The following is a 26,882-nucleotide window of genomic DNA, read 5'->3' on the forward strand; positions in this document are numbered from 1 at the left end:
GTCCATGCCCGCAACCCAACGTGAGCTGAAGGATCGGCGGAGCTCCGTCTCCACGATCAAGAAGCTCACCCGCGCGATGGAGCTGATCGCGGCGTCCCGGATCGTCAAGGCGCAGCAACGCGCCAAGGCGGCCGGTCCGTACGCGCGTGAGCTCACCCGAGCGGTGTCGGCGGTGGCGACGTTCTCGAACGTCGACCACCCGCTGACCACCGAGAAGCCGAACCCGAAGCGGGCCGCGGTTCTCCTGATCACCTCCGACCGCGGCCAGGCCGGCGCGTACTCCTCCTCGGTCATCCGGGAAGGTGAGCGGCTGAACCAGCTGCTGCGCGAGGACGAGAAGGAGATCGTTCCGTTCCTCAGCGGGCGCAAGGGAATCGCCTACTACACCTTCCGGCAGCGCGAGGTCGCGCAGTCGTGGAGCGGTGACTCCGACGCGCCGTCGTTCGCCCGGGCCCGAGAGGTCGCCGACGCGTTGATCGAGTCCTTCCTCAAGCCCACCGAGGAGGGCGGCGTGGACGAGATCCACATCGTCTTCACCCGGTTCGTCTCGATGCTGACCCAGAAGCCGGACGTGATCCGGTTGCTGCCGTTGGAGGTCGTCGAGGGCGAAGAGGCGCCGGCCGCGGAAGATGTACTGCCGCTGTACGAGTTCGAGCCGTCCGCCGAGGACGTGCTCGACGGGCTGCTGCCGAAGTACGTCGCGAGCCGGATCCACTACTGCATGCTGCAGGCGGCGGCCTCCGAGCTCGCCAGCCGGCAACGCGCGATGAAGTCCGCGACGGACAATGCGCAAGATCTGATCGAACGACTGACCCGCGAGTACAACCAGGTGCGGCAGTCGGCCATTACCCAGGAAATCAGCGAGATCGTCGGTGGCGCCAACGCGCTGGCCGATGCCAACGCCGGGAGCGAGTGAGAGAGATGACTGCCACGGTTACCGAGAAAGACAACAGCGGCGCGGCAGGCGCCGTTGGTCGCGTCGCCCGGGTCATCGGCCCGGTCGTCGACATCGAGTTCCCCGCGGACGCGATGCCCGACATCTACAACGCGCTCGAGGTGGACATCACCTTGGCCGACGTCACCACCACGATCACCCTCGAGGTCGCGCTGCACGTCGGCGACAACATCGTCCGGGCGATCTCGATGAAGCCCACCGACGGCCTGGTCCGCGGTACCGAGGTACGCGACACCGGTGCGGCGATCTCCGTGCCGGTCGGCGACGTCACCAAGGGCCGGGTCTGGTCCGTCACGGGCAAGTGCCTGAGCCAGGACGAGTCCGAGTTCGAGATCACCGAGCGCTGGCCGATCCACCGCAAGGCGCCGGCCTTCGACCAGCTCGAGTCCAAGACCGAGATGCTGGAGACCGGCATCAAGGTGCTGGACCTGCTCACCCCGTACGTGCAGGGCGGCAAGATCGGCCTGTTCGGCGGTGCGGGCGTCGGCAAGACCGTGATGATCCAGGAGATGATCTACCGGATCGCGCACAACTTCGGTGGCACCTCGGTGTTCGCCGGTGTCGGTGAGCGCACCCGTGAGGGCAACGACCTGATCGGTGAGATGGAAGACGCGGGCGTCTTCAAGGACACCGCGCTGGTCTTCGGCCAGATGGACGAGCCACCGGGCACGCGTCTTCGCGTCGCGCTGTCGGCGCTGACGATGGCGGAGTACTTCCGCGACGTCGCCGGCCAGGACGTGCTGTTGTTCATCGACAACATCTTCCGCTTCACCCAGGCCGGTTCCGAGGTCTCCACGCTGCTCGGCCGGATGCCGTCCGCGGTGGGTTACCAGCCGAACCTGGCCGACGAGATGGGCGTTCTGCAGGAGCGGATCACCTCGACCCGGGGTCACTCGATCACCTCGATGCAGGCGATCTACGTACCGGCCGACGACTACACCGACCCGGCGCCGGCCACCACGTTCGCGCACCTGGACGCGACCACCGAGCTGTCGCGAGTGATCGCGTCGCGTGGTCTGTACCCGGCCGTCGACCCGCTGACCTCCACGTCGCGGATCCTCGACCCGCAGTACATCGGCCAGGAGCACTACGACGTGGCCGTCCGGGTGAAGCAGATCCTGCAGAAGAACAAGGAACTGCAGGACATCATCGCCATCCTGGGTGTCGACGAGCTCTCCGAAGAGGACAAGATCACCGTCGCCCGCGCGCGCCGGATCGAGCAGTTCCTCTCGCAGAACACGTACATGGCGGAGAAGTTCACCAACACGCCGGGTTCGACGGTGCCGCTGAAGGACACCATCGAGTCGTTCAAGAAGATCACCGAGGGCGAGTGCGACCACATCGCCGAGCAGGCCTTCTTCAACGTCGGTTCGCTCGACGACGTCGAGCGGCGTTGGGCTGAGCTCCAGAAGGAACTCTGATGGCGGAAGACACCGGTAGGCACCTCGAGGTCGCGCTGGTCGCGGCCGAGCGGGTGGTCTGGGAGGGGCAGGCGAAGATCGTCATCGCCCGTACCACCGACGGCGACGTCGGTATCCTCCCCGGCCACGCGCCGCTGCTGGGTCTCCTGCAAGGTGGCACCGTCCAGGTGCGGACGATCGACGACGAGTACTTCGTCGCGGCCGCGCCGGACGGCTTCATCTCGGTGGCGAACGACCGGGTCTCGATCCTGGCCGAGAACGCCGAGATGGGGCACGACATCGACCTCGAAGAGGCCAAGCGGGCGCTCGAGCAGGCTCAGTCGACCGGGACCGACGGCGAGGACGAGCAGGAGCAGGTGCGCGTCGCCGAGGCCAGGGTGAGGGCCGCCGAGAAGGCGTCCTGAACCCACCTGCAATAATTGAACAGAGTCACAGTCAGTACGGTTCGGGGATGGTGTCACCACAGCGAGGGCACCAGGAATGAGGTTGGCAACTTATGAGCACAGTCCTCGAATTGGTCGGGGTCTGTTGCCTTGCTGCCGTACTGCTGATCATCGCTTTCGCGTGCCGTCGTCGCTGGTTGTCCAGGGACGGCGGCACGTTCGATTGCAGCCTGCAACTCGCTGAGAAGGACCACGGCCGCGGCTGGGCCCTCGGCCTGGCCCGCTACGTAGGCGACGACCTCCAATGGTTCCGCGTCTTCAGCCTCGCCTGGTGGCCCAAACTGACCGTCAACCGCCGCCAGCTGGAAGGCGTCACCACCCGCCGCCCGATGGGCAACGAGCCCCTCGTGACGTATGCCGGCCACGTAATAGTCGACGCTGCCCTCCGCGACCGCACAGTCCACTTCGCCATGACCGAAGAAGCCCTCACCGGCGTCCTGGCCTGGATGGAATCCGCACCCCCCAGCACCCAGACCTATCTGTAGGTCCCAGCCTCCCGATTCTGTCGGTGACCTTGGCTAACGTGATCGCGTGAATTCGGTACGGCTGACCGGCCTCAGTGCTGTTGAGGTGAAGAACGCTGTGGGGATGGCCGCCTATGCGCGGGGGCTTGGTTATGCCCACAGTGGGGCTGTTCGGTCGGCCTGGTGGGATTCGTCGGCGAGTGCGCTGCGTGGTCGGGTGCGGGGGCAGTTGGAGAACCTCTACGAGGTGGCGGTCTTCGTCTCGTTCGGCGATGACGGCCAGGCGAGCTATCTCGACGGAGAGTGCAGTTGCCCGGTCGGGCTCGACTGCAAGCACGTCGCCGCAGTAGCACTGAAAGCCATCCTGTCCTCATCGGAGTCAGGCGAGTCGGGCCTGTCGGCTGCCACGGCGGCGCCTGCGCAACCGGAGCCTGCGCCCGTCGGCCGGGCGGTTGGCTGGGAGACGTCGCTGGATTCTCTGGTCGGCCGGGAGACGCCTACCCTCCGCGACCGAGCGGGGTCAGCGCCGCTCGCGATCGAGCTGTCCCTGGTGATTCCGGCCCCGTACTCGACGAAGCGCCGGTCTGGATCGGGTGAGCCTGTGCTCATCGCCCGAGTGATGAAGCAGGGGAAGAACGGCTGGATCAGGGGCAACCTGACCTGGGCCGCGCTGGACAACCCCTACGGTGAGCTGCTCAGGGCGCACTCGCAGGCGCTCCAGGAGTTGTACGCGTCCTACACCTCGCGCCGGGCCAGGGCGTATCACCACGGCGACGAGAAGACGCTCGAGCTGTCGGCCTTCGACAGCCGGCAACTGTGGCCCCTGCTGGACCAGGCGCTGGCAGTCGGCGTGCGCCTCGTCTACAGCAAGAAGCGATCCGGGGATCTCGATCCGTACGGCGTCGCCGAGTTCTGCCTGGACATCACGACCGACCAGCTATCCGGCGCTCTCCTCATCCGGCCGGTCATCCGAGTAGATCCGCCCTCGGACGTGGTCCCCGTCGAGTTCATCGGCGCCGAGGGGCACGGGCTGGTCTGGGTGGACCGGCCGGATCTCGGTCCATCCGCTGACATCGAGGGGTTGCGCTTCCGGCTGGCCAGGTTCACCCGGCCGGTACCGCCGGAGCTCCAGCAGGTCGCCCTGGCCGCGCAGGAGCTGCGGATCCCAACGGCGGACGGCGCCCGCTTCCGCGCGGAGTACTACCCGAAGCTTCGGCAGGTGGCCACGGTCATCTCCTCCGACGGCTCGTTCACCCCGCCGTCGATCTCCGGCCCGGAGCTGAGCCTGCAGGCCAGCTACGGTGCTGACCACGCGCTGGACCTCAGCTGGAGCTGGCTGTACCAGGTCGACGACTCGCAACTGCGGGTGCCGCTGGGGCCGGCGCCGTCTGATGGCGAGGTCTACCGCGATCTGGAGCAGGAACGCGAGATCCTGGCCGGGCTCGACCTGCCGAAGGACTACCCGGCGCTAGCGGGCCAGGGCGAGGGTGAGCTGCGGCCCACATCCTCACTCCAGGGCTTCGACACCGTGCGGTTCAGCACCGAACTGCTGCCCCAGTTGGCCGCGCAGCCGCTGGTGGACGTCGAGGTGAGTGGCACCCCGGCCAACTACCGCGAGGTCGGCGACTCGCTGTCCGTCGAGGTCTCGACCTCGGCCGAGGCCGGTGAGACGGACTGGTTCGATCTCGGGATCACGATCAGGGTCGAGGGGCAGCGGATTCCGTTCGTCAACGTCTTCCGCGCCCTGACGGCCGGCAAGTCGTCCGTGCTGATGACCAGCGGCGCCTATTTCAGCCTGCAGAAGCCAGAACTGCGAGCGTTGCGGCACCTGATCGAGGAGGCGCAAGCCCTCCAGGACATTCCCAACGAGAGCCTCAAGATCAGCCGGTACCAGGTCGGCCTGTGGGATGAGCTGGAAGCGCTCGGCGTCGTGGGAAGTCAGGCCGAGGTCTGGCAGCACCAGCTGACCGCGCTGCGATCGGTGGACCAGGCCGACCAGACCGAGCTCCCGGCGATGATCGATGCCTCGCTGCGGCCGTACCAGCTGGAGGGATTCCGCTGGCTGGCCTTCCTCTGGAAGTTCGGGCTGGGCGGCATCCTGGCCGACGACATGGGACTCGGCAAAACCCTGCAGACACTGGCCTTGATCGCCCACGCCAAGGAGACCGATCCCGGCACCGGACCCTTCCTGATCGTCGCTCCCACCAGCGTCGTGTCGAACTGGCCGGCCGAGGCGGCCCGGTTCGCTCCCGGGCTGAAGGTGGTGGTGGTCTCCGACACCCTGCGCCGCCGTGGCCAGACTCTCGACGAGGTGATCGGCGACGCCGACGTGGTGGTCACGACGTACACGTTGTTCCGTCTCGACATCGACGCGTACGCCGACCGGTCGTGGGCCGGGCTGGTTCTCGACGAAGCGCAGTTCGCCAAGAACCATCAGTCGAAGCTCTACCAGTGCTGCCGGCGCCTTCCCGCGCCCTTCAAGCTGGCCATCACCGGTACGCCGATGGAGAACAACCTGATGGAGCTCTGGTCGCTCCTTTCGATCACCTCGCCCGGTCTGTTCCCCAGCCCGACCCGTTTCGATCAGTACTACGCCCGCCCGATCGAGAAGCAGGGAGACTTCGAGCGGCTGGCCCAGTTGCGTCGCCGGATCAAGCCGCTGGTCAAGCGCAGGACCAAGGAGCAGGTGGCTGCAGACCTTCCTGCCAAGCAAGAGCAGGTGATCGAGGTGGAGCTCTCCCCGCGGCACCGCAAGATCTACCAGACCCAACTGCAGCGCGAGCGTCAGAAGGTTCTCGGGCTGGTCGAGGACTTCGACAAGAACCGGTTCACCATCTTCCGGTCGCTCACCATTCTGCGGCAGCTGAGCCTGCACGCGGGCCTGGTCGACGAGGTGCACAGCGAGCTGCCGAGTGCGAAGATCGACGCCCTTCTCGAGCAGATCCCCGACATCATCGGCAGCGGTCACCGGGCTCTGGTTTTCAGCCAGTTCACTGGTTTCCTCGATCTGGTCCGGCAGCGTCTGGACGCGGACGGGATCGAGTACTGCTATCTCGACGGCAGCACCCACGACCGGCCGGCAGTCCTGAAGAAGTTCAAGGAGGGCAGCGCGCCGCTGTTCCTGATCAGCCTCAAAGCCGGCGGCGTCGGCCTGAACCTGACCGAGGCGGACTACTGCTTCCTGCTCGATCCGTGGTGGAACCCGGCGACCGAGGCCCAGGCTGTGGACCGCATCCACCGGATCGGACAGAGCAAGACGGTGATGGTGTATCGCTTGATCGCCAAGGACACCATCGAGCAGAAGGTGATGGAGCTCAAGGAACGCAAGGCGGCTCTGTTCGCCAGCGTGATGGACGAGGGCAACGCCTTCGGTGCCGGCCTCAGCCCTGACGACATCCGGGGCTTGTTCAGTTGAGCGGTCTGTCTAGAGTCGACTTATGACGGGCATTCTGCTGGAGCTGGATCTGACGCGTGGGGTTCTCGAGACGCAGCCGGGGTCGCCGTTGGCGGCTTTTCGGGCGCGGCATCTGCCGACCATGCGCGAGTTGGTGCGGGCCTTGCGCAAGGGCGCGAAGGACGACCAGGTGGTCGGGCTGGTCGCACATCTGGGTGGGCCCGCGTTGTCGTTGGCTCAGGTGCAGGATCTGCGCGAGGCCGTCGCTGACTTCCGGGCGTCGGGGAAGGGTGCGGTCGCCTGGACCGAGTCGTTCGGCGAGGTCGGCGGCGGGACTGTGCCGTACTACCTGGCGACCGCGTTCGACGAGATCTGGGTGCAGCCGTCGGGGGATCTCGCGATCACGGGTGTCTCCATCCAGGCCACCTTCATCAAGGGCGCGCTGGACAAGGCGGGCGTGATTCCGCAATTCGGGAAGCGTCGGGAGTACAAGTCGGCCGTCGAGACCTTCACCGAGAAGGAGATGTCGGGGCCGGCCCGCGAGATGGCGTCGCGGCTGGCCGAGTCGGCGTACGAGCAGATCGTCGAAGGCATCGCCGTACGGCGCCGGCTGGAGCCCGCGAAGGTGCGGGAGCTCGTGGACGATGCGCCGCTGTCGGCGGAGGCCGGTCGTGACGCAGGGCTGGTCGACCAGCTCGGCTACCGGTCGGACGTGTACGACGCGTTGGACAAGAGGCTGGGGGAGAACACGCTGCTGCTGGCCGAGCGCTACATCCGCCGCGGGCCCAGGACTCTCCAGGAAGTGCGCAAGAACCTCCCATGGCCGCAGAAGCCTGTGGTGGCAGTGATCCGGGTCAGCGGCGGGATCAGTGTCGGCCGCAACTCAGGCGGTGGCCCGATCGGCGGTCCCGGCTCGGGCTCGGACACCATCGGCGCCGCTCTGCGCGCTGTAGCCGAGGACGACAAGGTCAAGGCCGTCGTACTGCGCATCGACAGCCCCGGCGGCTCGTACGTGGCGTCTGACGCCATCAGGCACGAGGTACTGCGCCTGCGAGCCACCGGTCGCCCAGTGATCGCCTCCATGGGCAGTGTGGCCGCCTCAGGCGGGTACTTCGTGGCGATGCCCGCCGATGTCATCGTGGCGCAACCGGGCACCATCACCGGCTCCATCGGCGTCTTCTCCGGCAAGGGCGTAGTACGGGATGCCCTTGGCCGTATCGGCATCTCCCAAGAGGCCGTCTCCCAAGGCCAGAACGCCCGGATGTACTCCGCCCAGGAGGAGTTCACCACCGAGCAGTGGGAGCGCCTGGAAGAGAGCCTCGACCGCATCTACGAGGACTTCGTCGCCAAGGCAGCCCAAGACCGAGGCCTCCCGGTACCAGACCTGGAAGCCCTGGCCAGAGGCCGGGTCTGGACCGGCGCCGACGCCCACGAACGCAAACTCGTCGACGAACTGGGCGGCTTCGAACGCGCCCTCCACATCGCCTGCGAGCGAGCCGGCCTCGACCGGGACAACATCACCCTCACCGCGGCCCCCCACCGCTCCTTCCTGGAGCGGCTGCGCCCACCGGAGTCCACCGAAGACCTGGCAGCCACCGCGAAGTCATGGACCGCAGACGGCATCACCAGCACCATCTACGCAGCCCTAGGCCTCCCACCCACCGGCGTCCTCACCATGCCGATGGACTGGCGCCTTACCTAGGCTTGCGGCTTGGGGTCGCGGTCGCCGCCAGGGATCCACAGGACGTCGCCGCCGGAGGAGAGGTTGGCTACTCGACCGAGGATGAAGAGTAGGTCCGACAGGCGGTTCAGGTAGGTGAGAGCCAGCAGGTTGACGGTGGGGCCGTGGGTTTCCACGGCGGTCCAGCCGGAGCGTTCTGCTCGGCGGGTGACTGTGCGGGCGACGTTGAGGTAGGCCGCGCCGGGAGTGCCGCCGGGGAGGATGAAGGAGCGGAGTTTGGTGAGGCGGTTGTTGTACTCGTCGCACCAGCCTTCGAGCCGGTCGATGTAGTCCTGGGTGATCCGCAGCGGCGGGTACTCCGGGTCGGGCGTGATCGGGTTGCACAGGTCCGCGCCGACGTCGAAGAGGTCGTTCTGGATCCTGGTCAGCAGCAGCACCAGGGAGCTGTTCAGATGCCCGGCGGCGATCGCGACGCCGATCGAGGAGTTCGCTTCATCCACGTCGCCGTACGCCACCACCCGCGCATCGGTCTTGGATGCCTTGCTCATGTCGCCAAGGCGGGTCTCGCCGGCGTCTCCGGTCCGGGTATAGATCCGCGTCAAGTTCACAGCCATGTCACGGCACTCTACGCAAGGCTGGAATCCCGAGCCGATACAGTCAGCAGGTGGAACGGTTTCGGATCGCAGGTGAGGCACGGCTCGAGGGCAGCGTCGAAGTGGCAGGCGCGAAGAACAGCGTCCTGAAGCTGATGGCGGCGGCACTGCTGGCAGAGGGTACGACGACGCTGCGGCAGGTGCCGAGCATTCTCGACGTCACTTTCATGGCCCAGTTGCTGGACACCCTCGGGTGCTCGGTCAAGGTCGACCCGGAGACGGCCAGCGCGACCATCGCCGTACCGGCCGAGATCGGCCATCAGTGCGACTACGAGCTGGTCCGCAAGCTGCGGGCCTCCATCTCTGTACTGGGCCCGCTGCTCGGCCGTTGCGGGCGCGCCGAGGTGGCGCTGCCGGGTGGTGACAACATCGGCTCTCGCGGGCTCAACATGCACGTGGCCGGACTCGAGGCGATGGGCGCGAAAGTCCATATCGAGCACGGTTTCGTGATCGCCGAGGCGCCGCAGGGCCTGCACGGGGCCGAGGTCTGGCTGGACTTCCCGAGCGTCGGCGCGACCGAGACGATCATGATGGCCGCGGTGCTCGCCAAGGGCACCACGGTGATCGAAAACGCCGCCCGCGAGCCGGAGATCCAGGACATCGCGGCGATGCTGGTCGAGATGGGCGCCCAGATCGACGGCGCCGGCTCGCCGCGGATCGAGGTGACCGGGGTGGACGGGCTGCTGAAGCCGGTCGACCACGTCACCATTCCGGACCGGATCGTGTCCGGCAGCTGGGCGTTCGCGGCCGCCATCACCAAGGGTGACATCACCATCTCGAACGGTCATGCCGAGCACCTGGAACTGCCGCTGGACAAGCTGCACAAGGCCGGCGCCGAGATCACCGTGCTGAACCCCGGCTTCCGGGTGCAGATGCACGACCGCCCGAAGCCGGTCGACGTCGTCACGCTGCCCTACCCGGGCTTCGCGACCGACCTGCAGGCGTTCGTGATCGCGATGAACGCGCTCAGCGACGGCGCCGCAATGGTCACCGAGAACCTCTTCGAGGGCCGCTTCACCTTCGCCCAGGAGCTCACCCGCCTCGGCGCCCACATCCAGACCGACGGCCACCACGCCGTCGTCCGGGGCGTACCGCGACTGTCCGGCGCCCCGGTGGTCGCCAGCGACATCCGCGCCGGCGCCGCACTGGTGATCGCCGGCCTCGCGGCCGAGGGCGAGACATTGGTCTCAGCCGCCCACCACGTGCACCGCGGCTACACCGACTTCGCGGGCAACCTACGCCGCCTAGGCGCCGACGTAACCGTCGAACCAGACGACGCCGAGCTCTACTGGAACTAACCGCCGAAATGCCGTGGGGTGGGGTGGGCGGGTTAGGGTCGGTCGCATGACTGAGCGAGTGATCAAGCCCGTCGGCCGTGGGTTCCTCTTTCTCGACTCGCATCCAGCTGGGTGTGAGTCGATCGTGCGGGGGCTGACGGAGCAGATCGAGGCCCGGACGCCGGACACCCGTCCGGTCGCGCTCGTGATCGGTTCCAGCTCGGGCTACGGCCTCGCGGCGACGATCGCCGGGCTGGCGCGGTACGGGATCGACGGCATCGGCATCTCCTTCGAGAAGGCGCCGGCCCGGCGTACGGCGACCGCGGGCTGGTACCGGACCGCCGCCACCGCCGCGTACGCCGAGAGCGTGGGCAGCGACTTCCACTTCCTCAACGCCGACGCGTTCGCCGACACCACCAAGAGCGACGTGCTCGACCTGCTGCAGGAGAAGTTCGGGGGAGTCGACTACCTGATCTACAGCGTCGCGGCGCCTCGCCGGGTCGACCCGCGCACCGAGACGACGTACCAGTCGGCCATCAAGGCGATCGGCGAGCCGGCCCAAACCAAGAGCCTCGCGTACGACGACGGCGAGCCGGTCCTGCAGGAGGTCGGCATCGAGGTCGCCACCGACGAGGAGGTGGCCGAGACCGTAGCCGTCATGGGCGGTGAGGACTGGTCCCGCTGGATCGACGCCCTGGAGGAACGCAAGCTGCTCAAGGACGGCTTCAGCACCGTCGCGCTGACCTACATCGGGTCCGAGCTCACCGGCCCGATCTACCGGCAGGGCTCGATCGGCGCCGCCAAGGCCCACCTGGAAGCCACTGCAAGCGAGCTGCGCCAGCGAGACGGCGTAGAGGCCCGTACGTCGGTCAACGGCGCCGCGGTCACGCAGGCGTCATCCGCGATCCCCGGCATCGGTCTGTACGTGAGCCTGCTGCACAAGGTGCTCGGCGACGCCCTGCAGACGCCCATGCAGCAGTCGATCGCCCTGTGGGACCAGTTGACTGGCGAGAAGCCCCTGGACCTCGACGAGGACGGCCGCATCCGCCTGGACCGCTGGGAGCTGGCCGACGAAGTACAGGCCGCCGTCCGAGCCCAATGGGACGCCGCGACCCAGGACAACATCGCAGAGGTCGCCGACACGGTCTGGTTCTACGAAGAGGTCCGCCGCCTCTACGGCTTCGACGTAGCCGGCGTCGACTACGCCCAAGAGGTAGAGGTCGACGTGGAGTGGCCAGCTAAGTCCTAGCCCTGTACTGCCGCATCTTGTTCCGGCTGCCGCAGATCGCCATCGTGCACCAGCGACTGCGGCCGGCCGGGCTGCGGTCGTAGTAGACCCAGCGACACGTGTCCGCCCCGCACGCCTTGAGACGCGGCCAGGTGCCGTCAACGACGGCTGCCGCGATGTCCGCAGCCATTCGTGCCGTCAAGGCGCTGACCCCAATGAGCTCTGCCGCCGGCTGGACAACTGCGCTGCCGTCTGTGCCTAGAACGAGCCGCAGCGGCGCCTGAGCGAGCAGGCGGTCCAGTACTACGCCTGACGCCGCCGGGACCTCCACACCCGTGTGGGCCTGGCAGACATCTCGTAGTGCCTCACGGAACTCCAATATCTCCACCAGGTCTTCGGCGGTGAACGTCAACCGCAGGCGGTGGACGGCCGCGAAGTCGGCCAGGTCCCCGGGCGAGCGCAGCTGATCGCGCTCCATCTCCAGGTCGACCGTGTTCGCCAGATCCTGCACAAGCACCAGCGGCTCGGGTGCCGGCGTGCGTGCTCCTGGCTGAATCACAGTTGCAAGGTTACCGCTTTCCCGGCATGATTCGGTAACGGTGTTACCGGATGAGGCCAAGATAGAGGTAACGATGCTGAGCAAGGATCAAGACTTCCGGCGTTTCTGGGCGGGGCACACCGTGTCGGCTGTTGGCACCCAGGTGACGGCGGTCGCCCTTCCGCTGACGGCGGCACTCACGCTCGACGCGGGCGCAGTCGGTGTCAGTGCCATCGCCACGGCGACCTACCTGCCGAGCGCTGCGCTCCCACTGCTCGTCGGCCACTGGCTGGAAGGCCGCCGCAAGCGCGGGGTGATGGTGGCCGCAGATGTGGTCAGGGCACTGGCGCTCGTAGTGGTGCCGGTCGCGTGGGCCTTGGACGGTCTGAGCCTGCCGCTGCTGGTGGCGGTCGGGTTCTTGGTCGGCGCGGCAAGCGTGGTGTTCGACATCGCCTCCTTCGCCTACCTCCCAGACTTCGTAGACGAGCAGGACTTACCCGCCGCCAACCGTGCATTGCAGGGCTCAGCAACAGCAGCCCAGGTGGGTGGTCCCGGCCTGTCCGGCCTCCTGGTGCAGCTCTTCGGACCGGCGCTCGCACTGGTCGTGGATGCGTGCTCCTACCTAGCCAGCGCGCTAGGTGTTGCCAGTGCCCGCCGACCGGAGCTCCGCGCGGCGGTAGCGGAGGAGAGGCCGAGCTTGTGGGAGGGAGTGCGGCAGATCAAGGTCAGTCCGTTTCTGCGCGGGCTGACTGCTCATGCGGCGCTCTACAATGCGTCGGCCCAGATTCTCGTCGTCAACCTAGTGGTGATGGCGGTGAAGGAGCGCGGACTTTCTGCTGGTGGGTATGGGCTTGCGCTGAGTGCTGGGGGAGCGGGTGCCTTCGTGGGGGCGATGCTGGGACTGCGGTTGGCCAAGCGACTCGGCTACGGGCGAGCCTTCGGCGCATCGCTCATCTTGTCGACCGGTCTACCGCTCCTGCTGGCGCTGCTCCCCGGCCACGGGATCCTGTACGGCGTACTGCTCGGTGCCGTCCAGTTCGGCTCGGGGATCGGTCTCGGTAGCGCCAATGTGTTGTCCGTGACGATTCGGCAGTTGCTGATCCCGCGCAGCACGCTTGCCAGGAGCAACGGTGCCTACCGCACCTTCACCTTCGGCGTACTCCCGATCGGAGCCGCTCTCGGCGGCGTGCTCGGCGCCAGCTTCGGTACGACGGCAGCGGTAGCCGTCGGGAGTGCAGGAATCGCGCTCTCCTCATTGCCGATGATGGCAAGGGAGATCCGCACCCTGCAGACCCCCGTGCCTACAGCGGCTTGAACGACACCATCTCGAGTACGAGGTCGCCGGCTTCGTCGGAGGCCTCGAGGTCGACGGTGGCGGTGATTCGCCAGTCGTGGTTGCCCTCTGGGTCGTCGATGATCTGCTGGACCTCCCAGTAGCCCGGGTACTCCTCGACCATGAAGAGTGCCGGCCCACGCGCGGCCGGGCCGGTCGGCAGGCTGGTGTGCTCGGCGTAGTACTCAGTGCCGGCTTCTGCCCAGCGGCCTGCATCCCAGCCGGATGCGGTGTCCAGCTGGCCCAGCTCGGCCCAGCGGTGCAGTGAGACGAGCTCCACCCGGCGGAACATCGCGTTGCGGACCAGCACCCGGAAAGCCCTGCTGTTCAAGGTGATCCGGCGCGGGCCGAGCGGGACCGGGGCGACGGCCTCCGCGGTGGTCGGATTGGTCAGCTCCTCCCACTCGTCGAGCAGGCTGGAGTCGGTCTGCCGGACCACTTCGCCGAGCCACTCGATCAGGTCGGTGAGGTCCTCGTTCGCCTTGTCCGGTGGAACGGTCTGGCGCAGCGCCTTGTACGCGTCGCTCAGGTACCGCAGGACGATGCCCTCCGAGCGCGCCAGGCCGTAGTACTGGATGTACTCGCCGAATGTCATCGCCCGCTCGAACATGTCCCGGACCACGGCCTTCGGCGACAGCCCGGCCTCGGCGATCCACGGGTGTGTCTGGCGGTAGATGTCCAAGGTTGCCTCGAGCAACTCTTCGAGCGGCTTCGGCCAGCTGATCTCCTCGAGCAGCTCCATCCGCTCGTCGTACTCGATCCCGTCCGCCTTCATCCCCTGGACGGCCTCGCCCTTGGCGTGGTGGAGCTGCGCCATCAGGATCGCGCGCGGATCCTCCAGGGTCGCCTCGACCACCGACACCACGTCGAGCGCGTACGTCGGCTCCTCGGGGTCGAGCAGGTCGAGCGCGGCGAGCGCGAAGGTGGACAGCGGCTGGTTGAGCGAGAAGTCCTTCTGTAGGTCGACCGTCAGCCGCAGCGTCCGGCCGAACTCGTCGGGCTCGTCGAGTCGCTCGACGACACCGGCCGTCAGCAGCGTGCGGTAGATCTGGATCGCGCGCCGGATCAGCCGGATCTGCGCCTTGGAGTCCTCGTGGTTGTCCTGCAGCAGGTGCCGCATGCTCGCGAACGCGTCGCCGTCGCGGGCGATCACGTTCAGCAGCATCGCGTGGCTGACCCGCATCCGCGACTGCAGCGGTTCGGGCTCGGCGGCGACGAGCCGGTCGAAGGTGTCCTCGCCCCAGGTGACGAAACCCTCCGGCGGCTTCTTGCGCTGGACCCGGCGCTGCTTCTTCGGGTCGTCACCGGCCTTCGCGAGCAACCTGACGTTCTCCACGACGTGATCCGGCGCCTGGACGACGACCGTGCCGGACGTGTCGTACCCGGCGCGGCCCGCGCGGCCGGCGATCTGGTGGAACTCGCGCGCCTTGAGGATGCGCTGCCGGCGTCCGTCGTACTTGCTCAGCGCCGTCAGCAGAACGGTGCGGATCGGTACGTTGATGCCGACGCCGAGGGTGTCGGTGCCGCAGATGACCTTCAGCAACCCGGCCTGCGCGAGCTGCTCGACCAACCGCCGGTACTTCGGCAGCATGCCCGCGTGGTGGACGCCGATGCCGTGCATGATGAGCCGCTGCAGCGTCTTGCCGAAGCCCGAGCTGAAGCGGAAGTGCCCGATCAGCTCCTTGATCTTGTCTTTCTCTTCCTTCGTGCAGACGTTGATGCTGGTCAGCGCCTGGGCGCGCTCCAGGGCGGAGGCCTGGGTGAAGTGGACGACGTACACGGGGGACTGGTGGGTGACCAGGAGCTCGGTGAGCGTCTCGTGCAGCGGCGAGGTGACGTACTTGTAGATCAGCGGCACCGGTCGCTCGGCCGACGACACGATCGAGGTCGGCCGGCCGGTTCGCCGGGCCAGGTCGATCTTGAAGCGCTCGACGTCGCCGAGGGTCGCGGACATCAAGATGAACTGCGCCTTCGGCAGCTCCAGCAGCGGGACCTGCCAGGCCCAGCCGCGATCGGGCTCGGAGTAGAAGTGGAACTCGTCCATCACAACCTGGCCGACGTCGGCCTCGGAGCCTTCGCGCAGCGCGATGTTCGCGAGCACCTCGGCGGTGCAGCAGATGATCGGGGCGCCGGCGTTGACGGACGCGTCACCGGTCAGCATGCCGACCTTGTCGGCGCCGAAGACGTCACACAGCGCGAAGAACTTCTCCGAGACGAGCGCCTTGATCGGCGCGGTGTAGAAAGTGCGGGTCCCGTTCGCGAGCGCGGCGAAGTGCGACCCGGTGGCGACCAGGCTCTTCCCGGAGCCGGTCGGGGTGGACAGGATCACGTTCGATCCGGTCATCACCTCGATCAGCGCCTCCTCCTGCGCCGGATACAGCGAGATCCCCTGCTCGCCCACCCAGGTGGCGAAGGCGTCGTACAGGGCATCGGCGTCGGTGGTCCCGGGCAGCTTCTCGGTCAGCGTCATCGGTTCCATTGTCCCTTGCGTCCGAAGAAGTGAAGGTGACGCCCCTCCAGTTGTTCGGACGCAAGGTTTCAGAAGAGGGCTGCGAGGAGGTCGGCGGGGTGGTGGGACGTGGGCCAGTCGCTGATCTGGCCGTCGGTGAGCCCGGCGATTCGCCAGGCGCCGTCGGTACGGCGTACCAGGTCGACGGTCACGAAGGGGAGCGCCAGATCGGTGACGAGCGGCTCGATCTCGACCAGGTCCGGCGTGTCGGGAAGCTGGCCGGGCGTGTCGGGGTGGGGCGTCGTCAGGGTGCAACGCCCGCCGATCCACCAGGTCCGCACGACCGGGCCGGAGGACTGCTCCAGTACTACGGCCCGCAGCGCATCAGACCAGCGGGAGCGGTCCTGAGCAATCGAAAAGTCGTCGGGACTCGTCCGCAGGGTCACCCGGCGAGCATCGAGCACCTTGGCGAAGGCGGTGTACTCAGCCGGCGTCATCGCCCACCCGCGGTAGACGGCGTCATCGGCAGCCGGTACGGCCGCCACCACGTCTTCCCAATGCTCCCGTGCACTGTGATCGACGACGGCCACCGGTACTCCGAGGGTGCGCGCGGCGCTCGCCTCGGCCGCGAAGCGTGGATCCACGCTTCGCGGGTCGAGCGGGTCCCCCGGTAGCAGCAGCATGAATCGAATTGTCCCTGGCCGGGCTGTTCTTCGCTTGCTCCTTGCGCGCGGCAGGCCGAAGACTTCGACTTGTAACGAGCGGAAACACAACCGGTCATTGCGCCTTGTAGCTTCGCCGGTGTGACAGTTTCGTCGTCCCGGCGCCGGGTTCGCCTGTGGTTCGGTCAACATCAGATCGGTGACTACATCGGTGACGCGGCGCACGCCGATCGCTATGAGGCCGCCATGCGCCGCCGCTTCCCAGGGCTGGAGATCACCAATGAAGCCCTGGCGGCTCGGAGCCCCTCAGCCGCGAGCCGCCAGGTGTTCGAGGGAGTTACCTCAGCTCGTACGCCCGTTTGATGGTCTGGGTGACCTTGTTGCCTGCGGCATCGATGGCGACGGAGCGCAGGGTGACGAAGCCGCTCGAGGGCTGGTCGACGGTGGCCTTGAAGGTGTTGATGCCAGCACGGCGTACCGGCACCTGGTGCCACGAGCCGCCGTCGTCGAAGGAGGCTGAGACCTGCAGGGAGACGATCGGCTTGGCGGGGGCCAGGAAGGCCGTCTGTACGGTCACCGGGAACTCGAACTTGCCACCGGCCGCACGGTTGCGATCGTCCAGCGGAGGCGTGTAGCGCACGTTCAGCAGCGGCAGCGCGGTGTCGACACCGTCCGGCGTCCGCTTGGACCGGAAGGTCCACTCCGAGGAGATCTCCGTCGACAGCTTGGTCCACACAGCACCCGGCTTGACCACCTTCGCCAACCGGTACGTCGCCTCGTCGGCCGGTAGCGCGAAGGTCTGGATGGCCACCGAATCCGACGAGCCGAGCTGCTGCCCGTTGCGGAACAGCGTGGTCTGCTCGGAGGTACTGCTCACGTCACCGAGCCGACTGGGTGCGCCGTCGGAGAAGGTCGGCACGTAGACGCTCAGGCTGTCGCCATCGCGCGCCACCCACGGCAGCGCCGGGCGCCCCGGGTTACCGATCCGCGGGTCAGGCAGGCTCGGCCCGAAGACACCACGCTCCCAGTCGAGTTTCGTGGTCTTCCCGGCCCGGAAGTTGTAGACCTCGGAGTCGACCAGCGAGTGGTACTCATAGCCGTTCTCCTCGCTGAAGCTGAAGACCTCGTTGCTGAAGGCCCACGCCACCCCCTTCGTCGAGTAGTACTCGTCCCGCCGGAACGGCAGGCTCATGCTGATCGTCGGCGTGAACACGAACAGCGGCAGGCGCGTGCCGTCGGCGGCCGGATGCGGATCGGTCGGGAAGCCGTAGTTGTCGGCGTAGAAGCCCGGCTCACCGGCGTACGAGGCGTCGATGTGCGCGAAGTCGCGGGGGTTGGTGATGACCGACGGGTGCGCCGGGATCCGGCCAGGCCAGACGGACACATCGTGGTAGAGGTACGGGCTGTTCAGGAAGGAGCCGACGCCGGGGACCGGGCCGTCGGGCGCGCCGGCCCAGGCCACGTGCGCGTAGGCCGTGTAGTTCTTCGCTGTGCCGGTCTTGTTCGGTACGACGTAGAGCTCAGGCTCCGCGTTGGGAACGCCGCTCCCGTCGAGGCCGACACCGCCGACGTAGGTCCCGGTGGCGAGTGTCCGGTTCATCCCGATCCCGCCGGTCGCCGCGGTGGCACCAGTGACCGGAGCCTTGAAGGCGACCTTCGCTGCCCTGCGCCCGTCCAGCACAACCGGCCCGGTCTTGCCGATCACCAGGTCACCCTCGGTGTAGTAGGTGATCTCCTGGAAGCCCGGCGCACCGGACCTGAGGGTGGCGGCATATCCGTCGACCAGGTAGTGCCCGGCCGGGAGCTTGACGGTCTGGCCGGCCGCGACCGAATACGCCTGCCGGCGCTCGACATCGATCAAGTAGGTGCCGGCCAGATGCAGGTCGTCGTTGGTGGCGGGCGCACCGGTGCGATCCGTCATCTGCAGGGTGTGAGAGTAGGTGGACACCTCTTTGCCGACGCCGATCGTGCTGCGGATCGTCGATCCGTTGCCGCTGGCAACAAGCCAGGCAGCATAGGCGCCCTCGGCCTCCGGGCCGGAGGTGGTCGCGGTGACGTTGACGATCGCGCTGCCATTGGCGGGCACGGTGACGGCGGTCCGGTCGAGGCGGAACAGCTTGGCGCCTTCGAGACGGAGTGTCAGGCGGACGGGGCGGTTGCCCTTGTTTACATAGGTCACCGGCTTCGTGACCGGCTTGTCGTCGTTGTGCGGTGCTGCCTGGAGCCCGAGGTTGAGGTTGCTCGGCATCGCCAGCACTTGCTGCTTGATCGCCTGCGCGACATCGACCCGCCCGGCGCCCTGGGTGTAGATCCCTTGGCCGCCCAGCTCGAGCGACGAGCCCATCAGCGCCGACTTCAGCTCCGGGGCCTTCCAGTCCGGGTGCTGCTGGGCGATCAGGGCGGCTGCGCCGGTAACGTGCGGCGCGGCCATCGAAGTACCGGACAGTTCGGCGTACGAGTCGTTGATCGCGAAGGGCGCCAGCGGGGTGTTGGCGGCGCGGGCTGCGACGATCTTGCTGCCCGGTGCGGAGATCTCGGGCTTCACCGACAGGTCGCCGACGCGTGGGCCCTGGCTGGAGAAGTCGCTGTGGGTGTCGGACTTGGTCACCGACGCGACGGCGAGGGCGGCATCCGCGGCGGCCGGCGTCGACACGCTCTGCTCAGCGCCGAAGTTGCCGGCCGAGATGACGAAAAGCGTCCCGGTACTAGCGGTCAGCTCGTTGACGGTCTCGGACAGGATGTCCGTGCCATCGGTGGGTCCGCCGCCGATGCTCATATTGACCACCCGGGCGCCGGAGCCGGCCGCCCACTGCATGCCGGCGATCATCGCGGACGACTCGCAGTTGCGGTCGCCGCACACCTTGCCGATCATCAGGTCGGCATCCGGAGCGACGCCCTTGTACTTGCCATCCGACGCGGCTCCGGTACCAGCCACCGTCGAGGCGGTGTGGGTGCCATGGCCGACCCGGTCGACGACGTCGTTCTCGTCGACGTGGCCCTCATCGTCGGCGGTGAATCCCTTGGTCGCGATCACCCGGCCCTTGAAGTCCGGGTGCGTCGCGTCGTAGCCGGAGTCGAGGACGGCGACCTTCACGCCCTTGCCGGTGAAGCCGGCCTGCCAGGCGGCCGGGGCGCCGATCTGCGGGACGCTGCGGTCCACGTTCGGGGTGACGCCGCCGTCCAGCCAGACCTTCTTCACGCTGCCGGCCAGGCCGGTCTTGCGCCTGGCCTGTGGGCTGTTCAGCCAGTTGAACCACAGGTCACCGGCCTGCGAACGCTCCTGGCCGATCGCGACGGCGTCGATGATCGGCAGTTCGCGCTTGACCGTGGTGCCCTCCGGCAGGGCGGAGCGGACGGTACGGGCAGCGCCGCCGGCGGCGTACTGGACCAGGAGGGGGAGACGGGGTGACGACTTGTCGTCCAGGCCGAGGTTGGCGAGCAGGCTGACGTCGAACAGCCGCTCGTCGACCACGCCCGAGGTCACCAGTGCGAAGGCGTCCAGCGGGACGACGAGTTGCTTGTCCTTGAAGGAGACCTTGTGGAAGGCCATTGTTTCGCGACCGGAGCCGGGCTGGACGTTGACGGGTACGTAACCGCCGGCGGTTCGCCGTACGGTCACCTTGTCGCCGGTCACGAGCGTGATGGTCAGCGGTGCGACGGACGTACCGGCCGGCCCAGCGTCGGCCCCGTCAGTGCCGGCGCTGGGCAGGCTGGTCGGTGGTGGGCTCTGGAGACCGGCGGCAGGGACCGCCAAAGCTGCAATGGCCGCGAGGGACAGCGCGGTGGCCGCCGCCAGCTTTTTGGATCGGGACAAGGGTTCACCTCTCAGAATGGGCGTTTCCGGGCAGGGTGAAGCGCGGTGGCGGCGTGTTGGCCGGCACCGGAACGAGCGAGGGGCTCTAGCGGGGCTCCGCGGCGGGGGAGGGTCTAGCGGATGGCGCGCGAGGGCGGCGTGGGCTTCTCGTCGGTCCAGCCGGATTCGAGGACGACGATGGCACCGCTCTTGGCGCGGCTCTCGGAGCCGTCGAAACTCTGGCTCAGCAGCCGGCCGGTGGACGGATCGACGATGAAGTCGGTGCGGCCGTCGTACAACCTCGTCGGGCTGCCGGAGGGCCGGCCGCGCTTCACCCAGTCCATGCTGATCTGGGTGCCGACCCGGCCGATCGGGTCCTTGACGTTCTCCTGGAGCCGGACCCCCGGCAGCATCGACAGCACCCGCAGCGCGGCGCCCCGCAGTTTCGGCGGCGACGGCATCTCGAACAGCAGCCGGCCGGCCGCGCTGAAGACCTGGTAGTTGAGGTCGTCGGCCGTCAGATCGTGGTCAGGATCCGCCGCGAGAACTGCGCGGAGCTTCTCGGGATCGGTCGGCAGCGCCTGGATCTGCTGGGCGGTCACCGGCTTCACGCCGCTGAGGTAGTAGCCCGGCGGCACCTCGTCGAACGTCATCTTGTTGACGACCGGCTCACCCGGCGCCATCGTGACCGGATCCGTCTCGGTCATCGGCCACTGCGTGGGCGAGCCCTGGGCCTGCCATTTGGCGGTGTCCGCACGAGTCACCGGCCGGGCGCCGAGGTCGACCCAGCCGAACCAGGACTCGACCCCTTGGCGCATCGGCATCCAGCTCTCGGTGATGCTCTTCTGCTCGATCTTGTACTTCGGTGAGCCGACCTCCATCAGACCGCGGATCTGCAGGTTGCGGACCCGGAAGTACTTGCCGGACACCTTCTCGTTGCTCTCCTGCTTGATGGCGAGCTGGACCAGGACCTGGCTGGCCGTGATCAGCCGGGGCGTCGCCGGCGTGACCGTGCTCGGCACGGGTCCCGCGTCCCCGGCACCGGAGCCGGGCGAGAGGATGAGCGGCGTCGCGAGCGCGGCGAGTGCCACGGTGGCGGCCGTCGCGGTCAGCACGACTCCCACCCGGCCGGACTTCGCGGCGGCGTACCAGCGGTCGCGGCGGCGGGCGGTCTGCGCCTCGTTCTGGGCCTCGCGGATCAGCGCCTGGACCTGCCGGCGGGCCTTGACGGTCGCGTCCGTGGACGGGCCCGGCTGCTCGGGGAAGGCTTTGCGGATCTTGTCGAACTCGTTCATCTCAGACCTCGTCACGAGTTGCGGTGGGATCGGTGTTGCCGAGGTGTTCGCGGACCACCCGGCGGGCGCGGGACAGGCGTGAGCACACGGTCCCGTAGGCGATGCCGAGAGCGGCCGCGACCTCGTCGTAGGTGAGTTCGCCGAGAGCCACGAGCATGAGTACCTCGCGGTCCTTGGTGGACACCTTTGCCAGCGCTGCGGCCAGCTCGCGGCTGGCGCCCTGCGCGGTCACCTGGGCGGCGACCCGCTCCTCGTGCCCGCTCGACGGCGACGGCAGCGGCAACTTGGCCGTCGCCCGCCACGCCCGTACCTCGTCGCGGCGGTGGCGCCGGATCAGGTTGGTCGCGATCCCGTACAGCCAGGCACGCACGACGCCGTTGCGGCTGTCGAACTTGGCCCGCTGCCGGAACGCGATCAGGAACGTCTCCGCTGACAGGTCGTCGGCCAGATCGGTGCCCAGCCGGCGGGCGACGTACGAGTGCACCTGCGGGAAGTACCGGTCGAAGATCAGCGTGAACCGGTCGGGTTCGCGTGCCGACGACTCGAGGATCCGGGCGTCCTCGTCCGGGACCACCTCGATCCGGCTGGACACCAGCGGCCGGCCGGGCAACGCGAGCGTCGCCAGGGCGAGGTCGGGCGTCATCGAACTCCTCGTGCCGTCGGCCGGACGTACGCCGGGACCTGTCGATCCCGTGGCAGCGCTGGTGCTGCCGTCCGGCTCACCCTGTTCTTGTCCGATGTCCCCGATACCCTTCTCGACCCCTCTGACAGTCCGCGATCATGACGCGCTGAGGGGCGATCCGGATGACAACGAGGGTCAGAAGGAGTTGAGGAATCCTCGGGCGGCCTGCTCGTCGGCGGGCCAGACGTAGACACTCCAGCCCTGGCCGGTGCCCTGTTTGGTGCGGGCGGCGGTCGCCTTGATCCCGAAATCCTTCAGCATCGAGACTTTCACCCGCGCCTCGTTGTACGTCTGGACGCTGCCGACGTCGACCAACAGTCCGAAACTGTCCTTTTCGGCGGCCGAATAGTCAGTACGGCGCACCAGGGATCCGCCTTTGGCCTTGGAGAAGGCCCATCGGGTGAGCAGCACCATGACCCCGGCCAGCGCTATCGCCACGACCGGGAAGAGAAAATAGTGCTCCGCGAACACGGACACCATTGTCTCGCGAAATGGAAGGTCTCGAAGTCTTGGCAACCTAACGTGTCGCCAGGGAGTCTTTACCAACACACGCTGCAAGCGCGGCCGATTCTCGGGGGCCGCCGGAAGAGCGGAGGGCACGGACATGCTCGCACCGACCCCTGTGATCTATCTGACCGGACTATTGGACGTTCGCTCGGTGGGCGAAGTACGGCAACAGCTCAACCAGCTGATCGACAACTCCGAAGGCGACGTCATCGTCGACCTGGAGTCGCTGGACGCTCTGGACGCGACCGGCCTCGGGTTGCTGGTGGCAACCCACCGCCGGACCCAACTCCTCGGCCGCCAACTGGTACTACGCCACCCACTCCCGGCGGTGATCCGCATCCTCGCGGTCACCCGCCTCCACCGAATCCTCCACGTAGAACGGACCCCCCTCCCGATCTCGGCCTGAGTACCCCCTCGCACTAAGCGGCGGTGAACAACGCGGCGTTGAGGAAGTCGGCGCCGAATAGTCCCTCACGGTCCGGCCGGACGGCACGCAGTTCGACCGGGTTCAGTGGGGAGAAGATCCCTCGGAGGTCGTCGAGTGTGAAGGCCAGCCCGCCGTCGGTGTCACCCGTCAGTACGATCTCGGCGTCGGTTGGGGTCTTCATTCGCTCGGCGGCGAAGGTGACGATGCCGAAGCGGCCTCCGGTGCAGATGGCTGGGAGGACGCGTTCGAGGTAGGTGAGTCGCCGGTGCGGGGCGATGTGGTGGAAGCAGCCTGAGTCGTAGACGAGGTCGAACTGTCCGGCGGGCAGCGGCTCGCGCAGGACGTCGAGCGCCGTGAGGGTCACCGTTGCCGGCATCGTCGGTCGAATGCTGTCCAGCAACGGTGCTGCCAGGTCGATGCCCTCGACCGTGGCACCTTGCTGGGCGAACCAATTGGTGTTGCGCCCACCGCCGCACCCGATGTCCAGCACGCGGGCGCCGGTCAGGTCGCCGAGGAGTCCACGCTCATGCCAGTCGGCCAGCGCCTCGTCCGGCAGTTGCGTCGCCAGCGGATGGCCGGGCCTCGTCAGCATCTCGGTCCAGAACTCGGCGGAGGTCTTCTGCGACCGATCTCCCCGGGCGCTGGCCGCCACCACTTGGTCGAGGACGTCGAGCAGTTGATCGACAGTATGAATCCGGGGACCGCTTTCGCCGTTCACCACCGAATTTTACCGTCCGAACCGGTCAGTTCACCGGCTCCAGGAGCTGCCCCGGCCGGGTCAGGGCTGGAACAGTTTCCATTGGCCCTCGGAGACGATCTCGACCGTGCCGTCGACCACCTTGATGGCGGTCTGGTCGTCGATCGCGTAGGTCGGGGCAGGAATCCGGGCTGCCCACTTCTCGGCGTTGGCCAGGGAAGCGTCTGGGTGGTGCTCGTGCTCCAGGTGCGGGATGACCGCGAAGTCGACGAGCCCCGCTCCCTGTCCGGTGACCAGGGTTCTGTTGACGTCACCGTCGGGTGTGGTGAAGACGATGTCCTCCGACTTCACCGCTCCATGGTTCCCGCGGGGCGGTTCGGTGTAGGTCTCGACGAAGGTGGAGGTGACAGCCATGCTCCCGGCGCTTACCCCCACGTAGACCGCCTCGGAGCGCAGCGTCGGCAGGAGATCGGCCAACCCGGAGCGCCGCATCCAGTCAGCGAGGAACAGCGGGTCGCCGCCCCATACCAGCAACGCGTCGGCGTCCCGGACCGCCGGCACCCAGGCGTCCTCCTCGATGCTCGGCAACACCGACAACTCCAAGAGCCCCAACGATTTCCAGCCCAGGTTGCCCAACGCCGACGGCCCGGTGATCGACTGCCACGCCATCCCGGCCCCGCCGGGAAAGGGGTAGATGCCGGTCGGTATGAAGAGGGCGCTGGACTCGGCGATCGGCTTGCCCAGCAGTTCGACCAGCGCATCGCGGATGCTGTCGTTCTTGATCCCGCTCGACGTGAGAAGAGCTCTCATCTTCCGACCCTTCTGAGTGGCCACCTGACGGCGGGATGCTGGTCCGTGCCGTAGTTCCTACCAGCACGGTGGGTCAGGTGCTCTCGGGGTGTGACCTAGTCCGCTTATGACACCAGTCACGGGAGGGGGACTCACAAGGGCACATAGTCCTACTCTCGGGTACATGACGACCGAGAAGGACCGGGGCGGTGCGGCGGGGAAGGCGATCGACCGCCCGTGGGTGATGCGGACGTATGCCGGCCACTCGTCGGCCGCGGAGTCGAATGCCTTGTTCCGGCGCAATCTGGCCAAGGGGCAGACGGGGTTGTCGGTCGCCTTCGACCTGCCGACGCAGACCGGGTACGACGCGGATCACCCGCTGGCGAAGGGTGAGGTCGGCAAGGTCGGCGTACCGGTGGCTCATCTCGGCGATGTCCGGGCGTTGTTCGAGCAGATCCCGCTCGCGCAGATGAACACCTCGATGACGATCAACGCGACCGCGATGTGGCTGCTCGCGCTCTACCAGGTCGCCGCGCAGGAGCAGGGCGCGTTGCCGGACGAGCTGACCGGCACCACCCAGAACGACATCGTCAAGGAGTACCTCTCCCGCGGCACGTACGCCTTCCCGCCCGAGGCGTCGCTGCGGCTCAGTACGGATCTGATCGCGTACACGGTCTCCAACGTCCCCAAGTGGAACCCGATCAACATCTGCAGCTACCACCTCCAGGAGGCCGGCGCGACTCCCGTGCAGGAGTTGGCGTTCGCGTTGTCGACGGCGATCGCGGTACTGGATCGCGTCCGCGACGGCGGCCAGGTTCCCGCCGACCGGTTCGGTGACGTCGTCCAGCGGATCTCCTTCTTCGTCAACGCCGGCGTGCGGTTCATCGAGGAGACCTGCAAGATGCGCGCGTTCGTGCGCCTGTGGGACGAGATCTGCCTCAACCGGTACGGCGTCACTGACGCCAAGGCGCGCCGGCTGCGGTACGGCGTCCAGGTGAACTCGCTCGGCCTGACCGAAGCGCAACCCGAGAACAACGTGCAGCGGATCGTGCTCGAGATGCTCGGCGTCACGCTCTCGAAGAACGCGCGGGCCCGGGCCGTCCAGTTGCCCGCCTGGAACGAGGCGCTCGGCCTGCCCCGACCGTGGGACCAACAGTGGTCGCTCCGGATGCAGCAGGTGCTCGCGTATGAGTCGGACCTGCTCGAGTACGAGGACATCTTCGACGGCTCGTACGTGATCGAGGCCAAGGTGAACGAGTTGGTCGCCGGGGCGCAGGAGGAGATCGACCGCGTGCAGGCGATGGGCGGTGCCGTCGTTGCGGTGGAGAGTGGTTATCTCAAGCAGGCGCTCGTCGCCTCGCACGCCGAGCGCAGGCAGCGGATCGAGTCGGGGGAGCAGGTCGTTGTCGGCGTCAACAAGTTCGAGAACACCGACCCGTCACCGCTGACCGCTGACCTCGACGGCGCGATCCAGACGGCGGACCCGCAGGCCGAGGCCGCCGCGCTGAAGTCCTTGCAGGAGTGGCGCGACCACCGGGACGCGAAGGCGGTCGAGGATGCGCTCGCCAGACTGCGCGAGGCGGCGAAGGGCACCGAGAACCTCATGCAAGCCACCCTCAGCTGCGTCCGCGCGGGCGCGACGACGGGGGAGTGGTCGGGCGTACTGCGGGAGATGTTCGGCGAGTACCGCGCTCCCACCGGTGTCTCCGGATCGGTCGGCGTCTCGGGCGGAGGCGAGGCGATCGCCGCCGTCCGGGCGAAGGTCGCGAAGACTTCGGAGGAACTCGGCGGCCGGCTGCGGTTCCTGGTCGGCAAACCCGGGCTGGACGGCCACTCGAACGGCGCCGAGCAGGTCGCGGTACGGGCTCGCGACGTCGGGTTCGAGGTGATCTACCAGGGGATCCGCCTTACCCCCGAGCAGATCGTCGCCGCCGCCGTCGCCGAGGACGTGCACTGCGTCGGCCTGTCGATCCTGTCCGGCTCCCACATGGAACTCGTCCCCCAGGTCGTCAAAGGCCTGCGCGAGGCGGGCCTCGAAGACGTCCCGGTCGTCGTCGGCGGCATCGTCCCCGACGCCGACGCCCGAGCCCTCCAGTCGCAGGGCGTAGCCGCCGTCTACACCCCGAAGGACTACGACCTGACGGGAATGATGTCGAACGTGGTGGACGTCATCCGCCGCGCGAACCACCTTTAA

22 protein-coding genes are annotated in these 26,882 nt (G+C 67.7%); 12 read left to right on the plus strand and 10 right to left on the minus strand.

Going from position 1 to position 26,882, the window contains the following annotated elements; genetic code table 11:
* Positions 1–4: 4 nt before the first annotated feature.
* The 6 genes from G3I17_RS23865 to sppA all read left to right on the plus strand — a co-directional run bounded on the left by G3I17_RS23865 (position 5) and on the right by sppA (position 8,379).
* The gene (locus G3I17_RS23865; protein ID WP_164599797.1) at positions 5–916 is read left to right on the plus strand and encodes a F0F1 ATP synthase subunit gamma; all 912 of its coding nucleotides are present in this window, start codon (positions 5–7) and stop codon (positions 914–916) included.
* A 5-nt stretch (positions 917–921) separates the two neighbouring features.
* Positions 922–2,376, plus strand: coding sequence for a F0F1 ATP synthase subunit beta (atpD, locus tag G3I17_RS23870; RefSeq protein ID WP_164599798.1), 1,455 nt, complete (start codon positions 922–924; stop codon positions 2,374–2,376).
* Positions 2,376–2,780, plus strand: a complete 405-nt coding sequence (locus G3I17_RS23875; RefSeq protein ID WP_164599799.1) for a F0F1 ATP synthase subunit epsilon — start codon at positions 2,376–2,378, stop codon at positions 2,778–2,780. Before atpD ends, G3I17_RS23875 begins: the two co-directional genes overlap by 1 nt.
* Positions 2,781–2,872: 92 nt before the next feature.
* Entirely contained in the window at positions 2,873–3,304 is a 432-nt protein-coding gene (locus G3I17_RS23880; RefSeq protein ID WP_164599800.1) for a DUF2550 domain-containing protein, read from the plus strand.
* A 46-nt stretch (positions 3,305–3,350) separates the two neighbouring features.
* Positions 3,351–6,698: a DEAD/DEAH box helicase gene (locus tag G3I17_RS23885; RefSeq protein WP_203590649.1), complete on the plus strand. Its 3,348-nt coding sequence runs from the start codon at positions 3,351–3,353 to the stop codon at positions 6,696–6,698.
* Positions 6,699–6,720: 22 nt separating this feature from the next.
* A complete protein-coding gene (gene sppA / locus G3I17_RS23890; RefSeq protein WP_164599801.1) occupies positions 6,721–8,379 on the plus strand; it encodes a signal peptide peptidase SppA in 1,659 nt (552 codons plus the stop codon).
* Here sppA and G3I17_RS23895 read toward each other — a convergent pair.
* Entirely contained in the window at positions 8,376–8,972 is a 597-nt protein-coding gene (locus G3I17_RS23895) for a cob(I)yrinic acid a,c-diamide adenosyltransferase (RefSeq protein ID WP_164599802.1), read from the minus strand. The genes sppA and G3I17_RS23895 overlap by 4 nt on opposite strands.
* A gap of 50 nt (positions 8,973–9,022) precedes the next feature.
* Here G3I17_RS23895 and murA point away from each other — a divergent pair, with 50 nt between their 5' ends.
* A complete protein-coding gene (murA, locus tag G3I17_RS23900; protein ID WP_164599803.1) occupies positions 9,023–10,309 on the plus strand; it encodes a UDP-N-acetylglucosamine 1-carboxyvinyltransferase in 1,287 nt (428 codons plus the stop codon).
* Between the two features lie 46 nt (positions 10,310–10,355).
* Entirely contained in the window at positions 10,356–11,537 is a 1,182-nt protein-coding gene (gene fabV, locus G3I17_RS23905) for an enoyl-[acyl-carrier-protein] reductase FabV (RefSeq protein ID WP_164599804.1), read from the plus strand.
* On the opposite strand, the gene G3I17_RS23910 is transcribed toward fabV, so the two are convergent.
* The gene (locus tag G3I17_RS23910) at positions 11,527–12,072 is read right to left on the minus strand and encodes a CGNR zinc finger domain-containing protein (protein ID WP_343238400.1); all 546 of its coding nucleotides are present in this window, start codon (positions 12,070–12,072) and stop codon (positions 11,527–11,529) included. The genes fabV and G3I17_RS23910 overlap by 11 nt on opposite strands.
* A gap of 76 nt (positions 12,073–12,148) precedes the next feature.
* On the opposite strand from G3I17_RS23910, the gene G3I17_RS23915 reads away from it, so the two are divergent.
* On the plus strand, positions 12,149–13,369 hold the full coding sequence (locus tag G3I17_RS23915; RefSeq protein ID WP_164599805.1) for an MFS transporter: 1,221 nt from the start codon (positions 12,149–12,151) through the stop codon (positions 13,367–13,369).
* Here G3I17_RS23915 and G3I17_RS23920 read toward each other — a convergent pair.
* Together G3I17_RS23920 and G3I17_RS23925 are read right to left on the minus strand one after the other, a co-directional pair.
* The gene (locus tag G3I17_RS23920) at positions 13,356–15,857 is read right to left on the minus strand and encodes a DEAD/DEAH box helicase (RefSeq protein WP_164599806.1); all 2,502 of its coding nucleotides are present in this window, start codon (positions 15,855–15,857) and stop codon (positions 13,356–13,358) included. The genes G3I17_RS23915 and G3I17_RS23920 overlap by 14 nt on opposite strands.
* 68 nt (positions 15,858–15,925) lie before the next feature.
* On the minus strand, positions 15,926–16,519 hold the full coding sequence (locus tag G3I17_RS23925) for an ATP-grasp domain-containing protein (protein WP_164599807.1): 594 nt from the start codon (positions 16,517–16,519) through the stop codon (positions 15,926–15,928).
* A gap of 120 nt (positions 16,520–16,639) precedes the next feature.
* Between G3I17_RS23925 and G3I17_RS23930 the strand changes: the two genes are divergently transcribed.
* A complete protein-coding gene (locus G3I17_RS23930; protein ID WP_164599808.1) occupies positions 16,640–16,861 on the plus strand; it encodes a hypothetical protein in 222 nt (73 codons plus the stop codon).
* Here G3I17_RS23930 and G3I17_RS23935 read toward each other — a convergent pair.
* The 4 genes from G3I17_RS23935 to G3I17_RS23950 form a co-directional block, all read right to left on the minus strand.
* Positions 16,836–20,312: a S8 family serine peptidase gene (locus G3I17_RS23935; RefSeq protein WP_164599809.1), complete on the minus strand. Its 3,477-nt coding sequence runs from the start codon at positions 20,310–20,312 to the stop codon at positions 16,836–16,838. The two genes, G3I17_RS23930 and G3I17_RS23935, sit on opposite strands and share 26 nt — an antisense overlap.
* A 113-nt stretch (positions 20,313–20,425) precedes the next feature.
* Positions 20,426–21,586 carry a CU044_5270 family protein gene (locus tag G3I17_RS23940; protein ID WP_164599810.1) on the minus strand — a complete coding sequence of 387 codons (1,161 nt, stop codon included), beginning with the start codon at positions 21,584–21,586 and terminating at the stop codon, positions 20,426–20,428.
* Position 21,587: 1 nt separating this feature from the next.
* On the minus strand, positions 21,588–22,229 hold the full coding sequence (locus G3I17_RS23945) for an RNA polymerase sigma factor (RefSeq protein WP_164599811.1): 642 nt from the start codon (positions 22,227–22,229) through the stop codon (positions 21,588–21,590).
* Positions 22,230–22,403: 174 nt separating this feature from the next.
* The gene (locus G3I17_RS23950) at positions 22,404–22,739 is read right to left on the minus strand and encodes a hypothetical protein (protein WP_203590651.1); all 336 of its coding nucleotides are present in this window, start codon (positions 22,737–22,739) and stop codon (positions 22,404–22,406) included.
* Between the two features lie 133 nt (positions 22,740–22,872).
* On the opposite strand from G3I17_RS23950, the gene G3I17_RS23955 reads away from it, so the two are divergent.
* Positions 22,873–23,181 (plus strand): STAS domain-containing protein, encoded by a 309-nt coding sequence (locus tag G3I17_RS23955; RefSeq protein ID WP_164599813.1) that lies wholly within the window; start codon positions 22,873–22,875, stop codon positions 23,179–23,181.
* Between the two features lie 13 nt (positions 23,182–23,194).
* On the opposite strand, the gene G3I17_RS23960 is transcribed toward G3I17_RS23955, so the two are convergent.
* Both G3I17_RS23960 and G3I17_RS23965 read right to left on the minus strand, forming a co-directional pair.
* The gene (locus G3I17_RS23960) at positions 23,195–23,920 is read right to left on the minus strand and encodes a class I SAM-dependent methyltransferase (RefSeq protein WP_164599814.1); all 726 of its coding nucleotides are present in this window, start codon (positions 23,918–23,920) and stop codon (positions 23,195–23,197) included.
* Positions 23,921–23,980: 60 nt separating this feature from the next.
* Positions 23,981–24,709 (minus strand): Type 1 glutamine amidotransferase-like domain-containing protein, encoded by a 729-nt coding sequence (locus tag G3I17_RS23965; RefSeq protein ID WP_164599815.1) that lies wholly within the window; start codon positions 24,707–24,709, stop codon positions 23,981–23,983.
* A 163-nt stretch (positions 24,710–24,872) separates the two neighbouring features.
* Between G3I17_RS23965 and G3I17_RS23970 the strand changes: the two genes are divergently transcribed.
* Positions 24,873–26,882, plus strand: coding sequence for a protein meaA (locus G3I17_RS23970; RefSeq protein ID WP_164599816.1), 2,010 nt, complete (start codon positions 24,873–24,875; stop codon positions 26,880–26,882).

This window comes from Streptomyces sp. SID13031, from assembly GCF_010548305.1.
GTDB lineage: Bacteria > Actinomycetota > Actinomycetes > Propionibacteriales > Kribbellaceae > Kribbella.